Below are 20529 nucleotides of genomic sequence, written 5' to 3'. Positions count from 1 at the left end.
AAAACAATGCTTGACCCTATTCTGAGCGGTTGTAGCATGGTGCGCTACAAACATAACATTAGAATGATACCATAGAAAGAAAGCCTGTGTCAACAACTATTATCAGTGCTCCACCTGCGATATCCGATAAAACGGCCGCACTTCATCCGCAATCATCCAATCAATATCTCCATCAAATGAAATTTCATCCAAAAAAGCATCCATGACATCCATCGTCACCGTCACAGCAACATACGACGGATCACTTGCAAAAACGCCTCTAAGCTCTCGCTCCATCTGATAAATAAGCGTCTGAACGGAAGAAACATAACCACTTCCCTCACATGTAGGACAAGCACACTGCATTTCCTCAATAAGCGATTTTTGTCGTTTGCGCCGCGTCAATTGCATCAAGCCATTCTCAGAAAGCCCCTCCACACGAACCGTTGTTGTATCTAAAGAAGCCACTTCTTGCATTTGTTCCTGCAAACTATCTAATTGAGCTCGACTCATCCCACCAATAAAATCAACTAAAATAAAGCCACTCATGTTTCGCAATTTCATTTGACGACCGATTTCTTCAATCACCGCCAGATTAACATCAAACGCAACTTCATCCACTTCTTTTTTCGATTTATAATTACCCGAGTTTACATCAATCACCCACATAGCCTCGGTTTTCTCGATAACGATCGAAGCACCATTTTTTAAGAATACAGTCGGGCGCAACAACCGATTAATCGCCACTTCAAGATTATAGGCAGAGAAAATCCCGCCCTTTTCACGAAAAAGCGACACATTAGAAAATTGCGTTTTCAGACTACTATAAAGTGTAGCATCATCACAAATAATCTCTGTCTGTTCGTCCAGAAGCGGATTACTATGCAACATTGTTGGGATATTAACCATCGCTTCTTGAATTTTCCGATTAGCCCCTTTAGCTCGAGTCATAAGTTCTTCCATTTCACACCTAGCTTGTACAAGATTTTCTTTTATTTCGTCAGGGCTAACATCAACCGCCGCCGAACGGAGAATAACTCCTTCGTTATCTAGTAAAAGCGGCGCTACCAGTTGCTGTAATCGAACTTTATCTACTTCTTTTATTTTCTTGGATATCGCTAAAAACGGTTTCCCGTAGCTGTACACCACAGAACCACAAGACACTTCAATCATGGCTGTGAGTAGCGGAGCCTTCGTTACGCTTCCTTCCCGCTTTACTTGCACCATTAATTTCAGCCCTTCATGCAGGCGATATGAATCCGGAATATCCTGCAGATGAATAAACGCATTCTCCTTGTAGCCTATATTTACAAACGCAGCGTTGATTTTTTTGTTTATTTTTGTAACCGTTCCTAAGTAAATATCCGATACTTTGGGCTCCGTAGTTGGCCTGATAATATCCAATCCCACTAAAACCTTATCTTCTAAAAAAGCCACCCTTTTTTCTTTCCCCATAGCGTTAATAACAATTCTCAATGCCATGCCTCCCAGACACAATATTTTTTAATATTTCTATACCACACTGCCAGGGATGTTCTAGATACTTCATATTTATCTGCTAGCGCTTGCTGGTCAAAATCCTTTAACTCTGGGTATCGATTCGCAATAACAGCATATTCCGCAGCACCAACAATCGATTTAAAATCCACATTCTTTTTAAATGTATTCGGGTATGCATCAAAAAAGTTTCTCAACAAGCCTTGTATCTCAGCACCCACACTAACATCATAGCGTCCCACTGCTAATTGTGAATACATCCATACTTCTGGCATATCAAACACAATTTCATTTACATCTATCGTAGATTCTTCCATCGAAGCACTGATTGTTTTTTCCCAAGCTAATATCTCACTTTTTTTAACACTGTACGCTTTAGTAAGCACTTCCATAAACTTTTGTCTATCGGCAGGCATTAAAAACATATAGTTCGCCGTGGCAACAACTGCTCTTATTTCGTCATCCGACAACACTTCTACATGTGTCATAACATGATTAATAATTTCAAAATTGGTCTGTTCATCCTGTTTTTCGATTGGCACAGGATTCCTATCTCTATACTGTTCTATAATTTTATGTGTATCTTCTGGTTTCCATCCATCCATAAAAATTCCTCCTGTAGCAAAAAAGCTGGTTATTGACGAGAGGCATCAACGTCCCCATCAATAAATCCAACTTTTATTATCTGTCTAATCAATTACCACCAAATAAGATTTTTAAGCGACTAAAGAATCCTTGTTTCTGTTCGTCAATCGACATCAATGGAATAGATTCACCAAGCAGTCTACGGGCAATATTCCGATACCCGATACTTGCTTTATTGCTCGCTTGCATAGAGACTGGCTCACCGCTGTTAGAAGAACGAATAACCTCATCATCATCAATAATGATACCAATCAACTCGATAGACAAATGCGTCGTAATCTCATCAATATCCATTACATCACCATTTCGCATCATTTGTGTCCGAATACGATTAATAATCAACTTAGGCGCCTCAATGTCCTCTTGTTCTAGCAAACCAATAATCCGATCCGCATCACGAACAGCTGAAATCTCAGGTGTCGTCACAACTAATGCACGATCCGCACCAGCAACCGCATTCTTATACCCCTGCTCAATTCCAGCCGGGCAATCAATAAGAATAAAATCATAATCAGGCTTCATCTGCGCAATTAACGCTTTCATCTGTTGGCCTGTAACCGCACTCTTATCCGTTGTTTGCGCTGCTGGTAATAAAAACAACAAATCCTCAAATCGCTTGTCCTTTATAACTGCCTGATGCAATTTACAACGACCCTCCACAACATCTACAAGGTCATAAATAATTCGATTTTCTAAACCTAAAACAACATCGAGATTTCGAAGTCCTATATCCATATCGACTAAGCACACTTTCTTGCCTTGCAATGCAAGCGCTGTACCAAGGTTGGCCGTTGTAGTCGTCTTGCCAACGCCACCTTTTCCTGAAGTTATAACTATAGCCTCACCCATGATTATTGTCCTCCTTGAAAATTAGAAATTTCTGGTCTAATTTTTCTTAAAATGTGTAAACTATCAATCGCCAGTTTACCTTTACCATCTATATATGCAGTCAGAATATTCTCTTCCACCCGACCTTTATTTTCCTCATCATCAAATCCACGAATCTCACCGGCAATTCTAATTTGCGATGGATACTGGAATTTTCCAGTAACAACTGCTTTTGAATCCCCCTCAAAACCCGCATGAATAATGCCTTTTACATTCCCAAGAATAAAAATATTACCCGTTGCGCGAATGGAACCACCTGGATTAACATCTCCAACAAGTAATAAATCACCTGGCACATTAATTACTTGACCAGACCGAACCACTGTAGCCAGTGAAAAAATCTGCTCTTCTTCCTTCCATTTCTTTGCATCCTGTTTACTCATAACGTTGCTTGTAAAGCCACGAACTTCCATAGCACTATTTTCCTGAATAATAGTCCTGATACTCTGTTCTTCATCTTCTGTAAAAAGGCGATTCCCTATATGTACTTGAACAGTCAACTTTTGATCTTGAGATACTATTTTTTGCTGTTCCTTAAGGTGTTGCATTAATCCTTCTTCCAGTTCGACAATACTCGCTACATCACTCAAAAAAATGCTTATACCATCTTTCGTCCCTTTTATTTGGACATATTTTTTCAACTTACCTTCACCTCACAGCCATATATTTAGTATACACTAGAATTCAAAAGATTACTCCTCCATCATAATAAAACTATATCAGTCTGTAAAGCCCTTTTCAGTAAGTAAAATTACATTACTGAGTACGCATTCCAAATACATACAAGCAAACAGACTGATATCGACTTTCATTCTATTTATCTTCCATCGCTTCTCTTTAGTTTCAATAAAAAGCTTCTGAATGGGAAATACATAACTAAAAAGAAAGCTAGATTTAACAAAATCGTTGTCCATAAACGTTGATCCACAAAGGAAGCTAATGTCATATCGGTTCCACCAATAAGAACATAAAAACCGTACACCAAGCACTCTGTTAGAATCACATTAAAAACAGTTACAAGTCCCACCAACATAATATTACTTTGCAGAACTTTCATAAATTTATCCGTCAAATATACAACTAAAGGAAATATAGCGAAGTAAATCCCTAAAATCCCAGTGTAATAAATATCGAATACCATTCCAAGTACGAAAGCATAGATTAATGTAGTATTTCTACTATAAAAAGTGGTCATCAAAACGAGCATTACAATAAGAAAGTGTGGGATAAAAAATCGTTGTTCACCAAAGAACGCTTGACTAAACAACATGCTAGAGACACCTTCTAAAATAAAAATCGCGATTGCAATAAGTGGCATTACAACTACTTTTCTCATATTCATCAGGAGCCAGATCCTTCCGAATCATCGCCTTCCAATGTACGTTTCAATACAATGACATGACTCAAATCATATAAATCAGCACCAGGCTTCACAAGCGCAGTCTGAGATAACCCCATTTTATCAGTCTCCACTTTTTCAATTGTCCCAATAAAAATGTCAGATGGGAAAATTCCGCCTAAACCAGATGTGACTACCTTTTCGCCTTTAGTAAACTTCTGGTCTACTGGCAACTGCTTCATTTCTAAAAGTCTTTGTTCCGCATCATAGCCATTGATAATACCATAGGCTGCCGCTTTTCCTTGTACTATAGCAGAAATCCTATTCCTGTCATCCGTAGAACTAAGTAATTTCACTGTCGAAGATTTAGCACCAGTCTTAGTGACCTTTCCAATCATTCCCTCGGGGGTACGAACTGCCATATTAGGCTGCACTCCATCAACAGATCCCTTGTCAATTTGGATTTGTGTATTCCAGTTATCTGGGTTTCTTGAAATGACCGTCGCATTGATTGGCTCGTAATCGCTAAGATCCGCTTCAATGTCTAGTGATTTCTTTAGCTCTGCATTTTCTTTAGTTAAATCTGATACTTTACTTTCAAGTTGTGCCAATTCTTCTAAACGTTTTTTTAAATGCTCGTTCTCTGTGTATGTGTTTCTTAAGTCTTTTGCACCATCAAAAAAACCTGCAACAAAGCCAACTGGTTTAGAGACAATATTTTCTCCAAATCCCGCAACATCTTTCACAAATTGCTCTGGCCATGATGCTTTACTTTTCCCACTCAGTGAATATCCTACCAATGCTACTAAAACAATAATGGATATCAACAAGATAATTAAACGTTTATTTAAGAAAAACTGTGGCATAATGAACACCTCATCTCGTCAATCCTCTTCTTTTACAACTGTGCAATAGGTTCCAAAAATCCACCCAAAAATAAGTAAGCTTACATTAGTTCATTTTTTTCTTTTTGTATAGATCCATGTTTTCTAGTGACTTACCTGTTCCAATTGCAACACAATCAAGTGGATTTTCAGCAATGATTACTGGCATTTTGGTTTCTTCTGCAATAGCTGAATCCAAATTACGAAGAAGCGCTCCACCACCAGTTAGAACAATACCCTTATCCATGATATCCGCCGAAAGTTCAGGAGGTGTACTTTCCAAAGTGCTCTTCACAGCATCGATAATCGAAGCAACCGTATCGGCTAATGCCTCGCTTATTTCTTCAGGTGAGATTTCAATTGTTTTTGGTAAGCCTGTCACCAAATCGCGACCTCGGATGCTAAATGGTTCCAAGCCAAGATTAACAGGATCAGCAGAACCAATCTCCATTTTAATGGTTTCGGCAGTACGATCACCTATTAATAGATTATACTTCTTACGGATGAAATTAATAATGGCATCATCCATGTCGTCTCCAGCAGTTCGCTCTGAACGGCTAGTTACGATACCACCAAGTGATATAACAGCAACTTCTGTTGTTCCACCACCAATATCAACAACCATACTACCTGTTGGATCCCACACAGGTAAGCCAGCCCCAATTGCAGCTGCAAACGGCTCCTCAATAGTGTAGGCTTCCTTCGCACCAGCTTGACGTGTAGCATCTGTAACAGCGCGTTTTTCAACACCTGTTATTCCAGATGGAACGCAGATCATAACGCGTGGCTTACTCGCACTTGAGCCCTTACTCGCTTTTTGAATATAATATTTCATCATTGCTGCTGTTGTATCGTAGTCAGCAATAACGCCATCTTTCATCGGGCGAATAGCGACAATATTCCCTGGCGTTCTACCAATCATATTTTTCGCCTCACTACCAACTGCAACAATTTCCTGTGTATCTTTCTTCATTGCTACAACAGATGGTTCTCTTAAAACAATACTCTTACCTTTCATGTATACTAAAGTGTTTGCAGTTCCCAAGTCGATCCCAATATCTTTATTACCAAATCCAAACATTTATTAATCTCCTTTTCTCTTCTTAATTATCACTTTGTTCATGATTGCTGTCTCTCTATTAACTTATTAGTTCTTAAATTCCCAGCCCCAAAGTATTGTCTTTTAATAATCAGGTATGCTGATATCCCTTGATGTTTTATGTAAAAACAGATACACATAAACAACCATCTTATTATAACATAACTAAGAAGAACAGACATTAATTTTTGATGAGATACTTGAAATATTTATCTTTTCTTTAGAAATAGCCTTCTTGCTTTAAACTTGTGAACGTATTATTGCCAATTATGATGTGATCGATTAATGGAATTCCTAGTAAATCCCCAGCTTTTTTTAGCCGTTTTGTCACAGTGATGTCTTGACTTGACGGACTCGCATCACCTGAAGGATGGTTATGAAAACACATGACGCTTGCCGCAGAATACTTCATTGCCTGTTTGAAAATTTCTCTTGGATGAACCACGCTACTATTTAAACTTCCAATAAATATCGTCTCTCGGTGGACTAATCTGTTCCTAGTACTCAAAAAAACGCAGTGAAAATGCTCTTGTGACAGCATGCTCATTTCTTGCATCACTAAATCTGCACCATCTTGTGGCCCTCTAATTACTGGACATGTATTTACCTTTTGTTGTCCTATCCGCTTACTAATCTCAATTGCAGCCAGTACTTTCGCAGCTTTAGCAAGACCGATCCCATTTATTTCTGTTAACTCTTGCAAGGTTGCTTCTCTCATATCCGCTATCTCTGAATACTTTGCAATTACTTTGTTAGCCAAATCTACGACAGACTCCGTTCGACTACCCGTTTCAAGAATAATCGCGAACAATTCAATGTTAGATAGACTCGATACTCCTTTTTTTTGGAGTCGTTCACGAGGCTTTTCTGTGTCAGACATCTCTCTTATAAACATGTGCTTCTCCTCCTTTTTAATTATACAGAACAAACTCCCAGAAAAAATCATTGACAAATGGACATAGCAAAAAACCAATCAGTATAAACGGAACAAATGGTATTCGCTTCTTTCTCATCCCTCTCTGAAATATAGTGACTATCCCAATTAAAATGGCTCCAGAGAACACGGCAATAATAAAGATAAATAAAGCTTCCTTCAAACTCAATAAAAAACAAAGCAATATTAGTAATTTTATATCTCCAAAGCCAAAGCCCTTTCTAACAAATAAATATATCCCAACAAACACTGCTGTGCCTATGATTAATTGGTACATATGTTGCAAAAGAACAGAGAAATCAATATACCCGTAATAGCTGGCACAACTAAAAAAGTAAACAAATAAAAACATGTTTGGTATATGCAAATAATATACATCGCTCACATACAGGATTAGTAATAGCGAAAATATAAAAATATAGAGATAAAATGAGCTTTCAAATCCATATACACTGTAGAGAATGCAGACAAATATAGGCGATAGTATTTCCACGATAAAGTAACTCCAACTCATAGGCTGATTGCAACACCCCGTACGCCCTTTGAGAAGGACAAACGAAGCAATAGGCAACATACGGGTGAGCTGTAGCTTTTCCCCGCAATAATCACATTCCGAAGATATTCTACGTAAAAATGGCTTTCGTAATGGATAATTCATGCCCACAACATGTAAAAAGGATGCTAAGACTAAGCTATAGACAGATAAGATAAAATAAATCATGCGACACCTCCAACTTCTTGGACACAAATATAGCATGATAAAATTTGACTGTCATATTGCCAAAATAGTTTTTTCATGTAGAATTGTAGCTAAAAATACAGATTTAGCCTAAGAACAAAATACGATTTTCGAGAAAAAAAGAAGCCCAAAATACTTTTATGTACAATTTACACGCATCAAAAATAATTATAAAATAACAAAAAAGACCCTTTAACTAGAGTCTCCCTTGTCTTAATAATGCAATAGTACTTTCCTAACTTCTGAGATAAAGTAGAGCGAACCTGTAACTAAGATGACCTCTTCTTCTCTTCTAGCTATCCAGTTACTAAGCATATCCTCCCAGTTCTCAACGGAAATAATATTATTGGCAATCGCGATTTGCTCTATCTCACCTTTAGTCAGTGCTCGAGGATAATCAAATGTGGTAAGGTAAATCTGTACATTTTCGATATCGTTTAGCAAAGAAATCATCTCAGTAAATTCTTTATCTTTCATTGCCGTGAACAGCACCTTTACAGGAACACTTTTGAATTTTTTTGCTGATTGGACCAATACTTTCATTCCTTCAAGGTTATGCGCGCCGTCTAAAAACACGATTGGATTATCATGTATTTGCTCCATCCGACCAGGCCATTTTGCTATTTTTAAACCATTTTTGATATTCTCATCTGTCATACTAAATTGTTGCTCTTTAAGTAATTCTGCTACCCTTATCGCAACTGCAGCATTATTTAATTGATGATCACCTATCAACCCGACCTCTATCTCCAGTATTTTTCGATTTGCCAGTTGATAAGTAAATAGTCCATCTGCCTGCTTCTGTGAAAAGAAATCAGTCCCTAGTTGGTATAGACCAGATTGACATTCCTTTGCTTTTACCGCGTACAATGCACGTATTTCTGGCTGTATCACACCGCTCACAATGGGGATCTGCCTTTTGAAAATACCCGCTTTTTCCATGGCGATACTTTGAAGTGAATTACCTAGAAATTCCATGTGATCCATACCTATCGTTGTAACAACAGAGACTAATGGTGTAATGACATTCGTGGAATCCAATCTACCTCCTAATCCGACTTCTATAACGCCAATATCGATGGTGTCATAATCAGCAAAATAAAGAAACATCATAGTCGTAATAATTTCAAATTCAGATGGATGACCCATCTCAGTTTGAGCTAGCTCGTCAGCCAGAGGTTTTATTCGATCACATAGTAGGACAATTTTTTCATCTTCAATAGGTTTACCATTGACACTAATTCGTTCGTTAAAGGTCTCGATATAAGGCGATGTGAACGTGCCAACCCGATATCCAGATTGTTCCAAAACATTACGAAGAAAAGTTAATGTTGATCCTTTTCCATTTGTTCCAGCAATGTGTACCCACTTATTTTTATTTTCTGGATTATCCAGCTTAGCAAGCATCCACTCCATCCGCATAAGTCCTGGCTTAATTCCCATACGTAGTGTTCCGTGTATCCATTCTAAAGCCTCTGTATAGCTTTTAAAACTCATATGCGCCATCTCTCCCCTATACTAAAAATCAGACCTCCTGCAAAAATACGTACACAGAAGGTCTGAAATAGTTCATTTAGTTATTTTTCAATGAATTAATTCTTTCTTCGACCAATAGTTTTTTCTCCATATAGTCTTTTTCTTTCGCTCGCTCTTCTTCAATGACATTGGCCGGTGCTTTTGCCATGAATTTCTCGTTTGATAGCTTTCCTTGTACACGTGAAACTTCTTTTTTCCATTTTGATAACTCTTTTTCTAATCGAGCAATCTCTTCATCCATGTTGATAAGCCCTTCAAGTGGCAAGTATATCTCCGCCCCAGAAACTACGGCTGTCATTGCGGTTTTCGAAGGCTCTAAATCAAATGAAATCGTAGTCGTCTCAGGATTACAGAAGCGCTCAATATAAGAAATATTTTTCTCTAAGATAGCTTTATGTGTTTCTGTTTTCGGTTTTAGTTGTAATTCAATTTGCTTGCTAAGCGGAGTGTTCACTTCTGCGCGGATGTTACGAACTGCTCGGATAACTTCCACAAGTAGCTTCATTGAGTCCGCTGCTTCTTTATCCACTTGCTTCTCATTTACTTTTGGCCAATCTGCAATGGTGATGGACGCCCCTTCATGAGGTAAGTTTTGCCAAATTTCTTCTGTTACGAATGGCATGAATGGGTGTAGTAATCGCATCGTATTATCCAACACATACGCTAGAACAGATCTGGTTGTTTTCTTCGCCTCTAAATCATCGCCGTACAGGGATATTTTTGCAATTTCGATGTACCAGTCACAAAACTCATCCCAAATAAAATTATAAAGCGTTCGACCTACTTCGCCAAATTCGTATTTTTCCGCAAGGTTAGTCACCGTTTCAATCGTTTCATTAAGTCGCGTCAGTATCCACTTGTCACTCACTTCTGTCACGTTTGATAAGTCGATAGCTTCGTATTTCATGCCTTCCATGTTCATCAACGCAAAACGGGAAGCGTTCCAAATTTTATTAATGAAATTCCAAGTTGATTCTACTTTTTCAAAGCTAAATTTCAAATCTTGACCTGGCGCGGTTCCTGTCGATAGCGTATAGCGTAGAGAATCTGCACCGTATTTCTCAACCACTTCTATTGGGTCAACACCATTTCCGAGTGATTTAGACATCTTTTTACCATCTGCATCTCTGACTAAACCGTGTATCAGTGTATCTTTAAAGGGCCTTGTATCCGTAAATTCCACTGATTGGAAAATCATTCTAGATACCCAGAAAAAGATAATGTCATATCCGGTTACAAGCGTACTCGTTGGGAAAAACTTTTGAAAATCCGGATTTTCCTCATCTGGCCATCCCATTGTTGAAAAAGGCCATAGTGCAGAGCTGAACCAAGTATCAAGTACATCTTCGTCCTGATTCCAGTTCTCAATGTCTGCGGGCGCATTTTCTCCCACATAGAGTTCACCAGTTTCTTTATGGTACCAAGCAGGAATTCTGTGCCCCCACCATAGCTGACGAGAAATACACCAATCGTGAATGTTCTCCATCCAAGAAAGATATGTTTTTTCGAAACGCTCAGGTATGAAGTTTATTTTTTCATCTTGATTTTCTTGTAATTTCACTGCTTGCTCTGCTAAGGGTTGCATTTTTACAAACCACTGCATGGATAAATAAGGTTCAACAACAGCTCCTGTACGTTCTGAATGCCCCACAGAATGAAGATGTGGCTCTTGTTTAATGAATAGCCCCAGTTCCTTAAAGTCTTCGATAATAGCTTTTCTCGCTTCAAACCGGTCCATACCATTATATTTTCCTGATGCTTCGTTCATTGTTGCATCCTCATTCATTACGATAACGCGGGGTAAATCATGGCGATTACCGACTTCAAAATCGTTAGGATCGTGTGCTGGCGTAATTTTTACAACGCCAGAGCCGAATTCGCGTTCCACATAGTCATCTGCAACAATTGGAATTTCTCGGCCAATGATTGGTAGTGTGATAGTTTTTCCGATGAATGATTGGTAGCGCTCATCTTTAGGATGAACGGCAACCGCTGTGTCTCCTGGAATTGTCTCCGGTCTTGTCGTTGCAACCTCAAGGAAGCCCGAACCATCTGTTAAAGGATATTTCAAATGATAGAATTGACCTTCCACGTCTTGGTGGATAACCTCGATATCTGATAGGGCTGTTTTAGCAACGGGATCCCAGTTAATAATGTATTGACCGCGGTAAATCAGATCTTTTTCGTATAGTGAAACAAAAACTTTTTTTACTGCATCAGATAGACCTTCGTCCAATGTAAATCTCTCTCTAGAGTAATCTAACCCTAAGCCGATTTTCTTCCACTGCTCTCTAATGAATGTAGCGTATTCTTCTTTCCAATCCCAAGCTTTGGATAGAAACTTCTCTCGACCAAGATCATAGCGAGAGATATCGCTTTCGCGCAGTTTAGCTTCCACTTTTGCCTGTGTAGCGATGCCGGCGTGGTCCATTCCCGGAAGATAAAGCGTGTCATACCCTTGCATCCGTTTCATTCGTGTTAGGATATCTTGTAATGTCGTATCCCATGCATGACCTAGATGTAATTTTCCTGTGACATTGGGCGGTGGGATAACAACGGAGTACGCGGGTTTATCATTTTTACCGTCCGCTTTAAAAAATTCTTGCTCAATCCACCAGTCGTATCTATTTTTTTCGATATCTTGCGGGTTATATTTGGTTGGCATATTCAGTTCAGTCATTGTTTTTCCCCCTATAAATTGATTTTCAGCATTTTTGAAACACAAAAAAACTCCTCTCATCCATAAAGGACGAAAAGAGTATTTTCCGCGGTACCACCTTTTTACCGTACACAAAACCGGCACTTCATTAATTTAACGAGAGAAAGTTTCCCGATATCCCTTACTCTTTTTTCAGGGATACTGCTCAGAGGCTACGTTCGAATACTTTTCTTAGAGACTCGCACCAGCCGTCTCCTCTCTGTAGTAAGAAAAAATATTCTACTCTTCCTCATCCTTGCATTTACGAATATTTAGATTGGATTTATTGTATCAAATAAACGCAGAAACGTCAACGCAGTGCCTTCATAGCTGCTTCCATTGCTTCTAGTGTTTTTGCGATTTCTACATCTGTGTGTTCCGTTGAGATAAACAAGCCTTCATATTGAGAAGGTGGTAAGAAAACCCCATTATTGAGCATTTCTCGGTAGTAGTTAGAGAAATAAGTCAGATCCGATGTTTTTGCAGTGTCGTAATTTGTTACTTTTTGATTGGTGAAGAAAAAGCCGAACATGGAACCTGCTCTGTTGATAGAAAGTGGGACTTCATATTGCTTCGATAATACTTCTAGCCCCTCTTCCAGCTGATCTATCAGAGCTCTAAACGCATCATAGTGATGTGGTGTTAATTGTTTTAGTGTGGCATAGCCTGCGTTCATTGCTACCGGGTTTCCTGATAATGTTCCTGCTTGATAAATAGAACCTGCTGGGGCAATGTGTTCCATAATTTCTTTTTTCCCGCCGTAAGCGCCGACTGGTAGCCCACCACCGATTACTTTTCCAAGACAAGTGATATCAGGCGTGACAACATAAAGACCTTGTGCGCTATAAAAATCAACGCGGAAACCCGTCATGACTTCATCAAAAATCAGAAGGCTTTCATACTGAGTCGTCACTTCGCGTAGCCCTTCTAGGAATCCTTCGATTGGAGGCACAACGCCCATATTTCCTGCTACTGGCTCCACGATGACAGCTGCTATTTCTGCACCATATTTTTCGAAGACGAACTTTACGCTTTCTAAGTCATTGTATGGAACAGCTATGGTATCAGCAGCAAGTCCTGGCGTGACTCCTGGGGAATCTGGCAAGCCAAGCGTTGCAACGCCTGATCCTGCTTTTATTAGCAAGGAATCGCCGTGGCCGTGATAGCTTCCTTCGAATTTCACTATCTTATTTCTTTTGGTATAGCCTCTTGCTAATCGAATGGCGCTCATTGTTGCTTCTGTTCCTGAGGATACCATGCGAACCATTTCTACAGATGGGACACGTTCTACGACAAGTTTTGCTAGTTCGGTTTCGATTTCTGTCGGTGTTCCGAAGCTCGTCCCTTTCATAGCGGCATCGGTAACTGCTTTAATAACGCCTTCGTTCGCATGACCTAGAATTAAAGGCCCCCAAGATAGGACGTAATCGATATATTTATTGCCGTCGATATCGGTTAAATAAGCTCCTTTTCCATACTCTATAAAAACAGGATTCGCGTTTACTGATTTAAATGCACGAACTGGACTATTAACACCACCTGGCAATATTTTTTCTGCTTCTTTAAAGGCTTTGATTGAGTTTGTATATTTATTCATCTAAGCATCTCCTTTTAGATAGAGGGCAACGTCTTTGGCGAAATAAGTAATAATCAGACTCACGCCAGCACGCTTCATACTCGTCAGCATTTCCATTACAATTCGCTCTTCATCGATCCAACCGTTGGCGCTCGCAGCTTTTACCATCGCATACTCGCCACTTACATTGTAGGCCACGACGGGAAGATTCGTTTGATTGCGCACGTCTCTGATAATATCGAGGTAGGAAAGGGACGGTTTGACAATCAGGAAATCCGCGCCTTCTTGTTCATCACTTTTTGCTTCGCGCAACGCTTCAAGTCTATTAGCGGGATCCATTTGGTAGGTTTTTCGATCACCGAATTGAGGTGCACTATTCGCTGCATCACGGAAAGGACCATAAAAAGCGGAGGCATATTTCACAGCATAAGACATAATCGGGATATCTTGATAGCCTGCTTCATCTAGACCTTCACGAATAACTTGCACAAAGCCGTCCATCATATTGGAGGGGGCAATGATATCGGCACCAGCTTTTGCTTGGCTAACTGCTGTTTGTTTGAGCAGTTCTAACGATGCGTCGTTTTTTACTTCGCCATTTTCAATCACACCGCAATGTCCATGATCTGTGAATTCGCAAAGGCATGTATCTGCAATAACAATCATTTCTGGAGCTAATTTTTTCACTAATCGCGTGGCTTCTTGAACAATTCCATGGTCGTGATATGCGCCTGTTCCTACGTCGTCTTTATCGTCAGGGAGCCCGAACAAGATGATTGCTTTGATACCTAACTTGGTAAGCTCTTCAATTTCAGCCTCCAATTCATGTAAAGGGAATTGGAAAACGCCAGGCATGGAGCTCACTTCTGTTTTGGCCTCTTTACCTTCTTTTACAAAAATAGGATAAATCAGATCATCGGTATGTAAAACCGTTTCGCGAACAAGGTCGCGCATTGCGGTACTGCTCCGCAAGCGCCGATGTCTATCAAAATTTGGACTCATTGTCATATCTCTCCTTCTATTAATAATTCGCATATTTGTTGCATTGTATAGTTATCTGGCTCATATGCGACCGAAAAACCAGATTTTTTAATCGCCTCGGTTGTTACTGGGCCGATGGATGCGATTTTTAAAGATTTGATATCTCCGGTATAGCTTTTCAGAAAATGGCGCCATGCAGAAGGGCTAGCAAATATCGCGATATCGATGGGCTGGTAATGCATAACAGATTGTAACTGATTGATAGATTCTTCTGGAAAACCAGTTTCATAAATCACGCTTTCTTTGACTAAATGCCCTGATTGAGCGAAGCGTTTCGCAATTTCATCACGCGCGATATTGCTTTTTGGAAGGAAAATAAGTTGCGATACTAAACCAAGCGCTAGCCATTCTTCAATAAACACATCCGTTGTAAATAATGACGGATGAAAATGAGGCGAGTAACCGTATAAAGCAAGTGCCTCCGTTGTTTTCTCACCGATCACTGCTATTTTTATTTTTTTAGGGATTACTGCTTGTTGCTCAAAAAAATAACGAACTGTGTTTGCACTTGTGAATATAATCCAATCGTATTCGTCTAAAACCTCGTCGCACGGGTGTGGCCTAGTCTCAATCATCGGAACTGCCGAAGCACGAAACCCTGCGCTTTCCAACACATCTAGCCAAGGCATATTTTTCGAAGCTTCACGTGTTAATAAAACGTGTTTAGACATTATCTCTTAATCCTTGAATAACCTCTTTAGCACCAAGTTGGATAAGCTGATCCGCTACACTTAAACCAAGCGCCTTAGGGTCTTCTCCCTGTTCTGTAATTTGATAAAATAACTTGCCATCAACAGAACTAACCAGACCTTTTAACTCTAAAGAACCATCTTTTACAGTCGCGTGACCAGCAATTGGAATTTCACAACCGCCATCTAATGCTTTTAAAAGTGTGCGTTCTGCTGTTACGGCAAGGTTTGTTTCCTCATCATTCAATAGTGCGAGCATCTCTTTGACAACGGTATCATCTGCGCGACACTCAATCGCAAGTGCTCCCTGTCCAACAGCTGGTAAGCAAATCGATTCATCCAAGAAAGCATAACCTTGCTCCAGCTTATCTAGCCAATCCATGCGTTTCAATCCAGCAACTGCTAGCACGATTGCGTCAAAATCCTCTTCCCGCAACTTCCTAAGCCTTGTATCAATATTCCCGCGAATGGGCTTAATGTTTAAATCTGGTCGTACATGCAATAATTGCGCAGCACGTCGCAAACTACTTGTCCCAATGACAGCACCATTAGCCAAACTATCTAAGCTATTTCCCTGCTTAAAAATAAGGCAGTCCAGTGGATTCTCACGTTTTGGAATGGCACCAATCATTAGTCCACCGGCTAGCTCAGATGGGACATCTTTCATACTATGTACAGCGAAATCAATTCGCTTTGCAATCAGCGCATCTTCTACTTCCGACACAAAAAGGCCCTTGCCACCAACTTTGCTCAATGTAACATCTAAAATACGATCGCCTTTTGTCACAATTTCCTCAATCTCAAAACTTATTTCTGGAAATTGTTCTTGAAGTTTTGCAATCACCCATTTTGTCTGCGTTAAAGCTAGTTGGCTGCGTCTTGAACCAACAATAATTTTTCGAGTCATGCTTTTTCACCAACTTTTTCTTTAGTTATTTCTATCGTTTCTTCTGTTTTTTGAAGGTCAAATATATTTTGGAAAACTTCAATGTCATGCGCGGCATCTGCACTTGTTGCCATCTCTTTTAATTCAGAAATTGGATGTTTCAGTAACTGATTAATGATACTCTTCATGTGTTTACCGACAATGACTTGTTCCCGATCTGATAGGTTTGGCAATTTATTCGAAAGACTCTGCATCGTTTCTGCTTGTAATGCCAACGCTTTTTCACGTAGATCTTTAATGATTGGAACAACGCCGAGCTGTTTCTCCCATTCATAAAAATTCACGCAAGCTTCTTCAATTTGTGCTTCGATTTCGATGACCATTGCTTGCCGTTGTTGTGTGTTTTCTTGGATGACATCACCTAAGTCGTCAATGTCAAACAACGTCACATTGGGAATCTCTGCACATGTCGCTTCAACGTTTCGCGGTAAAGCAATATCTATAATGACAAGCGCTTTTTCACGCTCAGCTATCATATTTTGGGTGATGATTGGTGTCGTTGCTGATGTGGAAGTAATGACAATGTCTGCATGCTTTAGTTGTTCGCTCAAGCTAGCGTAATCCGACCACTGGATACCTAACTTTTCTGCCACATCTTCCGCGCGCGCGCTCGTTCTATTTAACAGCGTGACATCAGCTATTTTGGCTCCAAGCATGTTCTGAATCGCTAGCACGCCCATTTTCCCAGCGCCGACAATGACTGTTTTCTTATTTGCAACATCCATACATGCTTTTTTCACGACTTCCACCGCGGCATAACTAATAGACACTGCATTTTCGTTGATTTTCATCGTATGGTGTACGTTTTTGGCGAAATGAACTGACTCGCGGAATAGTTGATTTAAAATTGTTCCCGTTGTTCCGATTGTTTGCGCGCTTGTGAACGCGTCCTTGACCTGACCAAGAATCTGCGTTTCACCGATAATCAAAGAGTCCAAGCCACTCGTGACGCGATACAGATGTTTCACGGCCTCTTCTTCTTCAAAAAACAGCAAATAAGGCTCCAAAATTTGCATATCCATTTGGAACCAATTGGCTAAGAAACGCTTAATATAGTATCTTCCTGTATGGAGTTGATCCACCACAGCAAAAATTTCAGTACGGTTACATGTCGATATAATAACATTTTCTAAAATACTTTTTTCTTGATGCAAGGAAACCAATGCCATTTCCTCTTCTTCTGGATTGAAAGCTAACCGTTCTCGTATTTCGATTGGCGCGCTTGTATGATTTAGACCGACAGAGAGAATGTACATCAATAAGCCCCCTTTTTACATTAATAAATTCAAGCTTCATTCTATCACTTTTTAGAACGGGCGCCAACTTGTTCGCTTGTGAATAATCGCAACGACTTACTGCATTGCTTCTTCAATTAATTTCCAAGCTTCTTCTTTGCCCATCTTTGTTTCAGAGGAAAACATCACAAAACCATCTTCTGGATCGAAATCTAGTGCTTCTTTCACTATTTTCATGTTTTTATGCCATTTGCTACGCGGAATTTTATCAGCTTTTGTAGCAATAACGATAGCTGGAATCTGATAGTATTTCAAAAATTCATACATGTTCCGGTCATCTTCGGTTGGCTTATGACGTAAATCTACAATCTGAATCACTGCTTTAAGAGGCGTTCTGCTCGTCATGTATGTTTCAATCATCTCGCCCCATTTTTGACGTTCCTTCTTAGAGACTTTGGCAAAACCGTATCCTGGAACATCGACGAAGAAAAAGGAATCTTCAATTTTATAAAAGTTCAATGTTTGCGTTTTCCCTGGTTTTTGCGAGATTCTGGCCATACTTTTACGGCGAATCATCGTGTTAATGAAAGAAGATTTCCCGACATTCGAACGACCTGCGAGCGCAAACTCTGGCAAACCGCCATCTGGATACTGCTCTTTCCAAACAGCACTTATTACAAGTTCTACATTATTTATATTCATAGTTTCCACCTTTATCTAAAATGATCTTTTTTAAGTATAACGGAATTATGCAAATTAAGCAAAAAGGCTCTCCGCTGATGGGAGAACCTTCCTTGAAAACTAGATTTGCGATACTTCTGCTTGTACGCGTGCGATGAATTCGTCTAGTGGTAATGTTTCTGAATCTTTCTCGCCATATTTACGTACGTTGACTGTGTTGTTCTCTACCTCTTGATCACCGATAACGAGCGCATACGGGATTTTCTTTGTTTGTGCTTCGCGAATCTTGTAACCAAGTTTTTCATTGCGTTCGTCGACTTCCACGCGGAAACCGGCATACATTAACTTATCTTTCAGCGCTTTGCTGTGATCCATATGTGCATCGATGCTAACTGGGATAAGCTCCATTTGGATCGGTGCCAACCATGTTGGGAACGCGCCTTTATATTCCTCAATCAAGTAGGCAACGAAGCGTTCCATTGTTGAGACAACGCCACGGTGAATCACGACTGGACGGTGTTTTTCGCCATCTTCGCCGATATAAGTTAAGTCAAAGCGTTCTGGAAGCAGGAAATCAAGTTGGACAGTAGATAATGTTTCGTCTTTGCCAATTGCAGTTTTCACCATAACGTCAAGTTTTGGCCCGTAGAATGCAGCTTCGCCATCTGCTTCATAGTAATCCAAGCCCATGTCGTCCATCGCGTCTTTCAACATGCCTTGCGCTTTTTCCCACATCGCGTCGTCATCGAAATATTTCTCCGTGTTTTCAGGATCGCGATAGCTTAGACGGAAACTATAATCTGTAATCGCGAAATCTTTGTACACAGCTAAAATAAGTTCGACAACACGTTTGAATTCGTCTTGAATTTGATCTGGGCGAACGAATACATGCGCGTCATTTAGAGTCATACCGCGAACCCGTTGTAAGCCTGAAAGCGCGCCACTCATTTCATAGCGATGCATCATACCAAGTTCTGCGATGCGGATTGGTAATTCGCGATAACTGTGAATGTCATTTTTGTAAATCATCATGTGATGCGGACAGTTCATCGGACGAAGCACAAGCTCTTCATTGTCCATTTTCATTGTTGGGAACATGTCTTCATGATAGTGATCCCAGTGACCGCTTGTTTTGTAAAGCTCTACGTTTGCCATAATTGGAGTGTAAACGTGGTTGTAGCCTAGGCGTTCCTCTTTATCAACGATGTAACGCTCGATCACGCGGCGGATTGTCGCACCTTTTGGAAGCCATAGCGGTAAGCCTTGTCCAACTTCTTGACTATTCGCAAATAACTCCAACTCTTTACCAAGTTTGCGGTGATCACGCTCTTTCGCCTCTTGTTGCAGACGTAGAAATTCTTTCAAACCATTTTTATCGAAAAAGGCTGTTCCGTAAATACGTTGCAACATTTTGTTATTGCTATCGCCGCGCCAGTAAGCACCAGCCACACTTAGCAATTGGAATACTTGAATTTTACCAGTTGATGGAACGTGCACACCACGACATAGGTCGAAAAATTCGCCTTGTGTATAGATAGTCACTGTTTCCTCTGCTGGAATCGCTTCGATAAGTTCTAATTTATAGTTATCACCGATTGCTTTGAAACGTTTGATCGCTTCATCGCGGGAGACTTCTTCACGTGTAATCGGCAAATTTTCACGAATGATGTTTTGCATTTCTTTTTCGATTACCGGGAAAGTTTCTTCGCTGATCGCCACTTCCGTATCGACGTCATAGTAGAAACCAGAATCGATAGCTGGACCTACCCCAAAAGTAATACCTGGATATAAACGTTTTAAAGCTTGAGCTAGTAAATGCGCGGAACTATGTCGCAAAATTTGCAGCGCGTCTTCGTGATCCGGAGTCACAATTTCGATTTTTGAATCCTCAAGAATCGGTGTTACTAAGTCGACCAATGTTCCGTTCACTTTACCTGCTAATGCCTTTTTCTTGAGGCCTGGGCTGATGGACGCGGCGATATCTGCTGTGGAAACGCCTGCCTCAAATTCTTTTACTGCACCATCTGGAAATGTAATTTTCATTTTCTTCGACTCCTTCTTCCAATTTTTTAGACGAAACGCGGACTTTTTTCAAGCACATTCTAACTTTTTGGGGAACAAAA

General features: G+C 40.0%; 18 protein-coding genes and 2 other annotated features (1 of these 20 running past the window's edge). All 18 genes read right to left on the bottom strand.

What is annotated here, in order from left to right:
* Positions 1–41 (bottom strand) — a sequence feature (ribosomal protein L21 leader region) (it extends 38 nt beyond the left edge of the window).
* A 61-nt stretch (positions 42–102) separates the two neighbouring features.
* Complete coding sequence (locus DUK53_RS00885; protein ID WP_052165055.1) at positions 103–1455, bottom strand: ribonuclease E/G; 1353 nt, start codon at positions 1453–1455, stop codon at positions 103–105.
* On the bottom strand, positions 1452–2081 hold the full coding sequence (locus DUK53_RS00880) for a hypothetical protein (RefSeq protein WP_036089468.1): 630 nt from the start codon (positions 2079–2081) through the stop codon (positions 1452–1454). The genes DUK53_RS00885 and DUK53_RS00880 overlap by 4 nt, the downstream gene beginning before the upstream one ends.
* Before the next feature lie 88 nt (positions 2082–2169).
* Positions 2170–2970 carry a septum site-determining protein MinD gene (gene minD / locus DUK53_RS00875; protein ID WP_036089470.1) on the bottom strand — a complete coding sequence of 267 codons (801 nt, stop codon included), beginning with the start codon at positions 2968–2970 and terminating at the stop codon, positions 2170–2172.
* A gap of 2 nt (positions 2971–2972) precedes the next feature.
* Positions 2973–3650, bottom strand: coding sequence for a septum site-determining protein MinC (gene minC, locus DUK53_RS00870; RefSeq protein ID WP_036089471.1), 678 nt, complete (start codon positions 3648–3650; stop codon positions 2973–2975).
* Between the two features lie 176 nt (positions 3651–3826).
* On the bottom strand, positions 3827–4351 hold the full coding sequence (gene mreD / locus DUK53_RS00865) for a rod shape-determining protein MreD (RefSeq protein WP_036089472.1): 525 nt from the start codon (positions 4349–4351) through the stop codon (positions 3827–3829).
* On the bottom strand, positions 4351–5214 hold the full coding sequence (gene mreC / locus DUK53_RS00860; RefSeq protein ID WP_036089477.1) for a rod shape-determining protein MreC: 864 nt from the start codon (positions 5212–5214) through the stop codon (positions 4351–4353). Before mreC ends, mreD begins: the two co-directional genes overlap by 1 nt.
* A gap of 85 nt (positions 5215–5299) precedes the next feature.
* Positions 5300–6313: a rod shape-determining protein gene (locus tag DUK53_RS00855; protein ID WP_036089479.1), complete on the bottom strand. Its 1014-nt coding sequence runs from the start codon at positions 6311–6313 to the stop codon at positions 5300–5302.
* A gap of 238 nt (positions 6314–6551) precedes the next feature.
* The gene (gene radC / locus DUK53_RS00850; protein WP_036089483.1) at positions 6552–7226 is read right to left on the bottom strand and encodes a RadC family protein; all 675 of its coding nucleotides are present in this window, start codon (positions 7224–7226) and stop codon (positions 6552–6554) included.
* 16 nt (positions 7227–7242) lie between these two features.
* The gene (locus DUK53_RS00845) at positions 7243–7986 is read right to left on the bottom strand and encodes a prepilin peptidase (RefSeq protein WP_036089485.1); all 744 of its coding nucleotides are present in this window, start codon (positions 7984–7986) and stop codon (positions 7243–7245) included.
* A gap of 231 nt (positions 7987–8217) precedes the next feature.
* On the bottom strand, positions 8218–9501 hold the full coding sequence (locus DUK53_RS00840) for a bifunctional folylpolyglutamate synthase/dihydrofolate synthase (protein WP_036133189.1): 1284 nt from the start codon (positions 9499–9501) through the stop codon (positions 8218–8220).
* 76 nt (positions 9502–9577) lie between these two features.
* The gene (locus tag DUK53_RS00835; protein WP_036089487.1) at positions 9578–12220 is read right to left on the bottom strand and encodes a valine--tRNA ligase; all 2643 of its coding nucleotides are present in this window, start codon (positions 12218–12220) and stop codon (positions 9578–9580) included.
* A gap of 62 nt (positions 12221–12282) precedes the next feature.
* Positions 12283–12504, bottom strand: a binding site (T-box leader).
* A 44-nt stretch (positions 12505–12548) separates the two neighbouring features.
* Entirely contained in the window at positions 12549–13835 is a 1287-nt protein-coding gene (hemL, locus tag DUK53_RS00830; RefSeq protein WP_036133193.1) for a glutamate-1-semialdehyde 2,1-aminomutase, read from the bottom strand.
* Positions 13836–14816 carry a porphobilinogen synthase gene (hemB, locus tag DUK53_RS00825; protein WP_036133195.1) on the bottom strand — a complete coding sequence of 327 codons (981 nt, stop codon included), beginning with the start codon at positions 14814–14816 and terminating at the stop codon, positions 13836–13838.
* 2 nt (positions 14817–14818) lie between these two features.
* On the bottom strand, positions 14819–15526 hold the full coding sequence (locus DUK53_RS00820; protein WP_036089491.1) for a uroporphyrinogen-III synthase: 708 nt from the start codon (positions 15524–15526) through the stop codon (positions 14819–14821).
* Positions 15519–16451, bottom strand: a complete 933-nt coding sequence (gene hemC, locus DUK53_RS00815) for a hydroxymethylbilane synthase (protein ID WP_036133197.1) — start codon at positions 16449–16451, stop codon at positions 15519–15521. Before hemC ends, DUK53_RS00820 begins: the two co-directional genes overlap by 8 nt.
* The gene (gene hemA / locus DUK53_RS00810; protein WP_036089493.1) at positions 16448–17746 is read right to left on the bottom strand and encodes a glutamyl-tRNA reductase; all 1299 of its coding nucleotides are present in this window, start codon (positions 17744–17746) and stop codon (positions 16448–16450) included. Before hemA ends, hemC begins: the two co-directional genes overlap by 4 nt.
* A gap of 96 nt (positions 17747–17842) precedes the next feature.
* Positions 17843–18427: a ribosome biogenesis GTP-binding protein YihA/YsxC gene (gene yihA, locus DUK53_RS00805; protein ID WP_036089494.1), complete on the bottom strand. Its 585-nt coding sequence runs from the start codon at positions 18425–18427 to the stop codon at positions 17843–17845.
* 99 nt (positions 18428–18526) lie between these two features.
* Positions 18527–20449, bottom strand: coding sequence for a threonine--tRNA ligase (gene thrS, locus DUK53_RS00800; protein ID WP_036089495.1), 1923 nt, complete (start codon positions 20447–20449; stop codon positions 18527–18529).
* Positions 20450–20529: the final 80 nt, after the last annotated feature.

The organism is Listeria sp. SHR_NRA_18, from assembly GCF_003856515.1.
GTDB lineage: Bacteria > Bacillota > Bacilli > Lactobacillales > Listeriaceae > Listeria_A > Listeria_A newyorkensis.
This window is presented reverse-complemented; position numbering and strand designations above follow the sequence as displayed.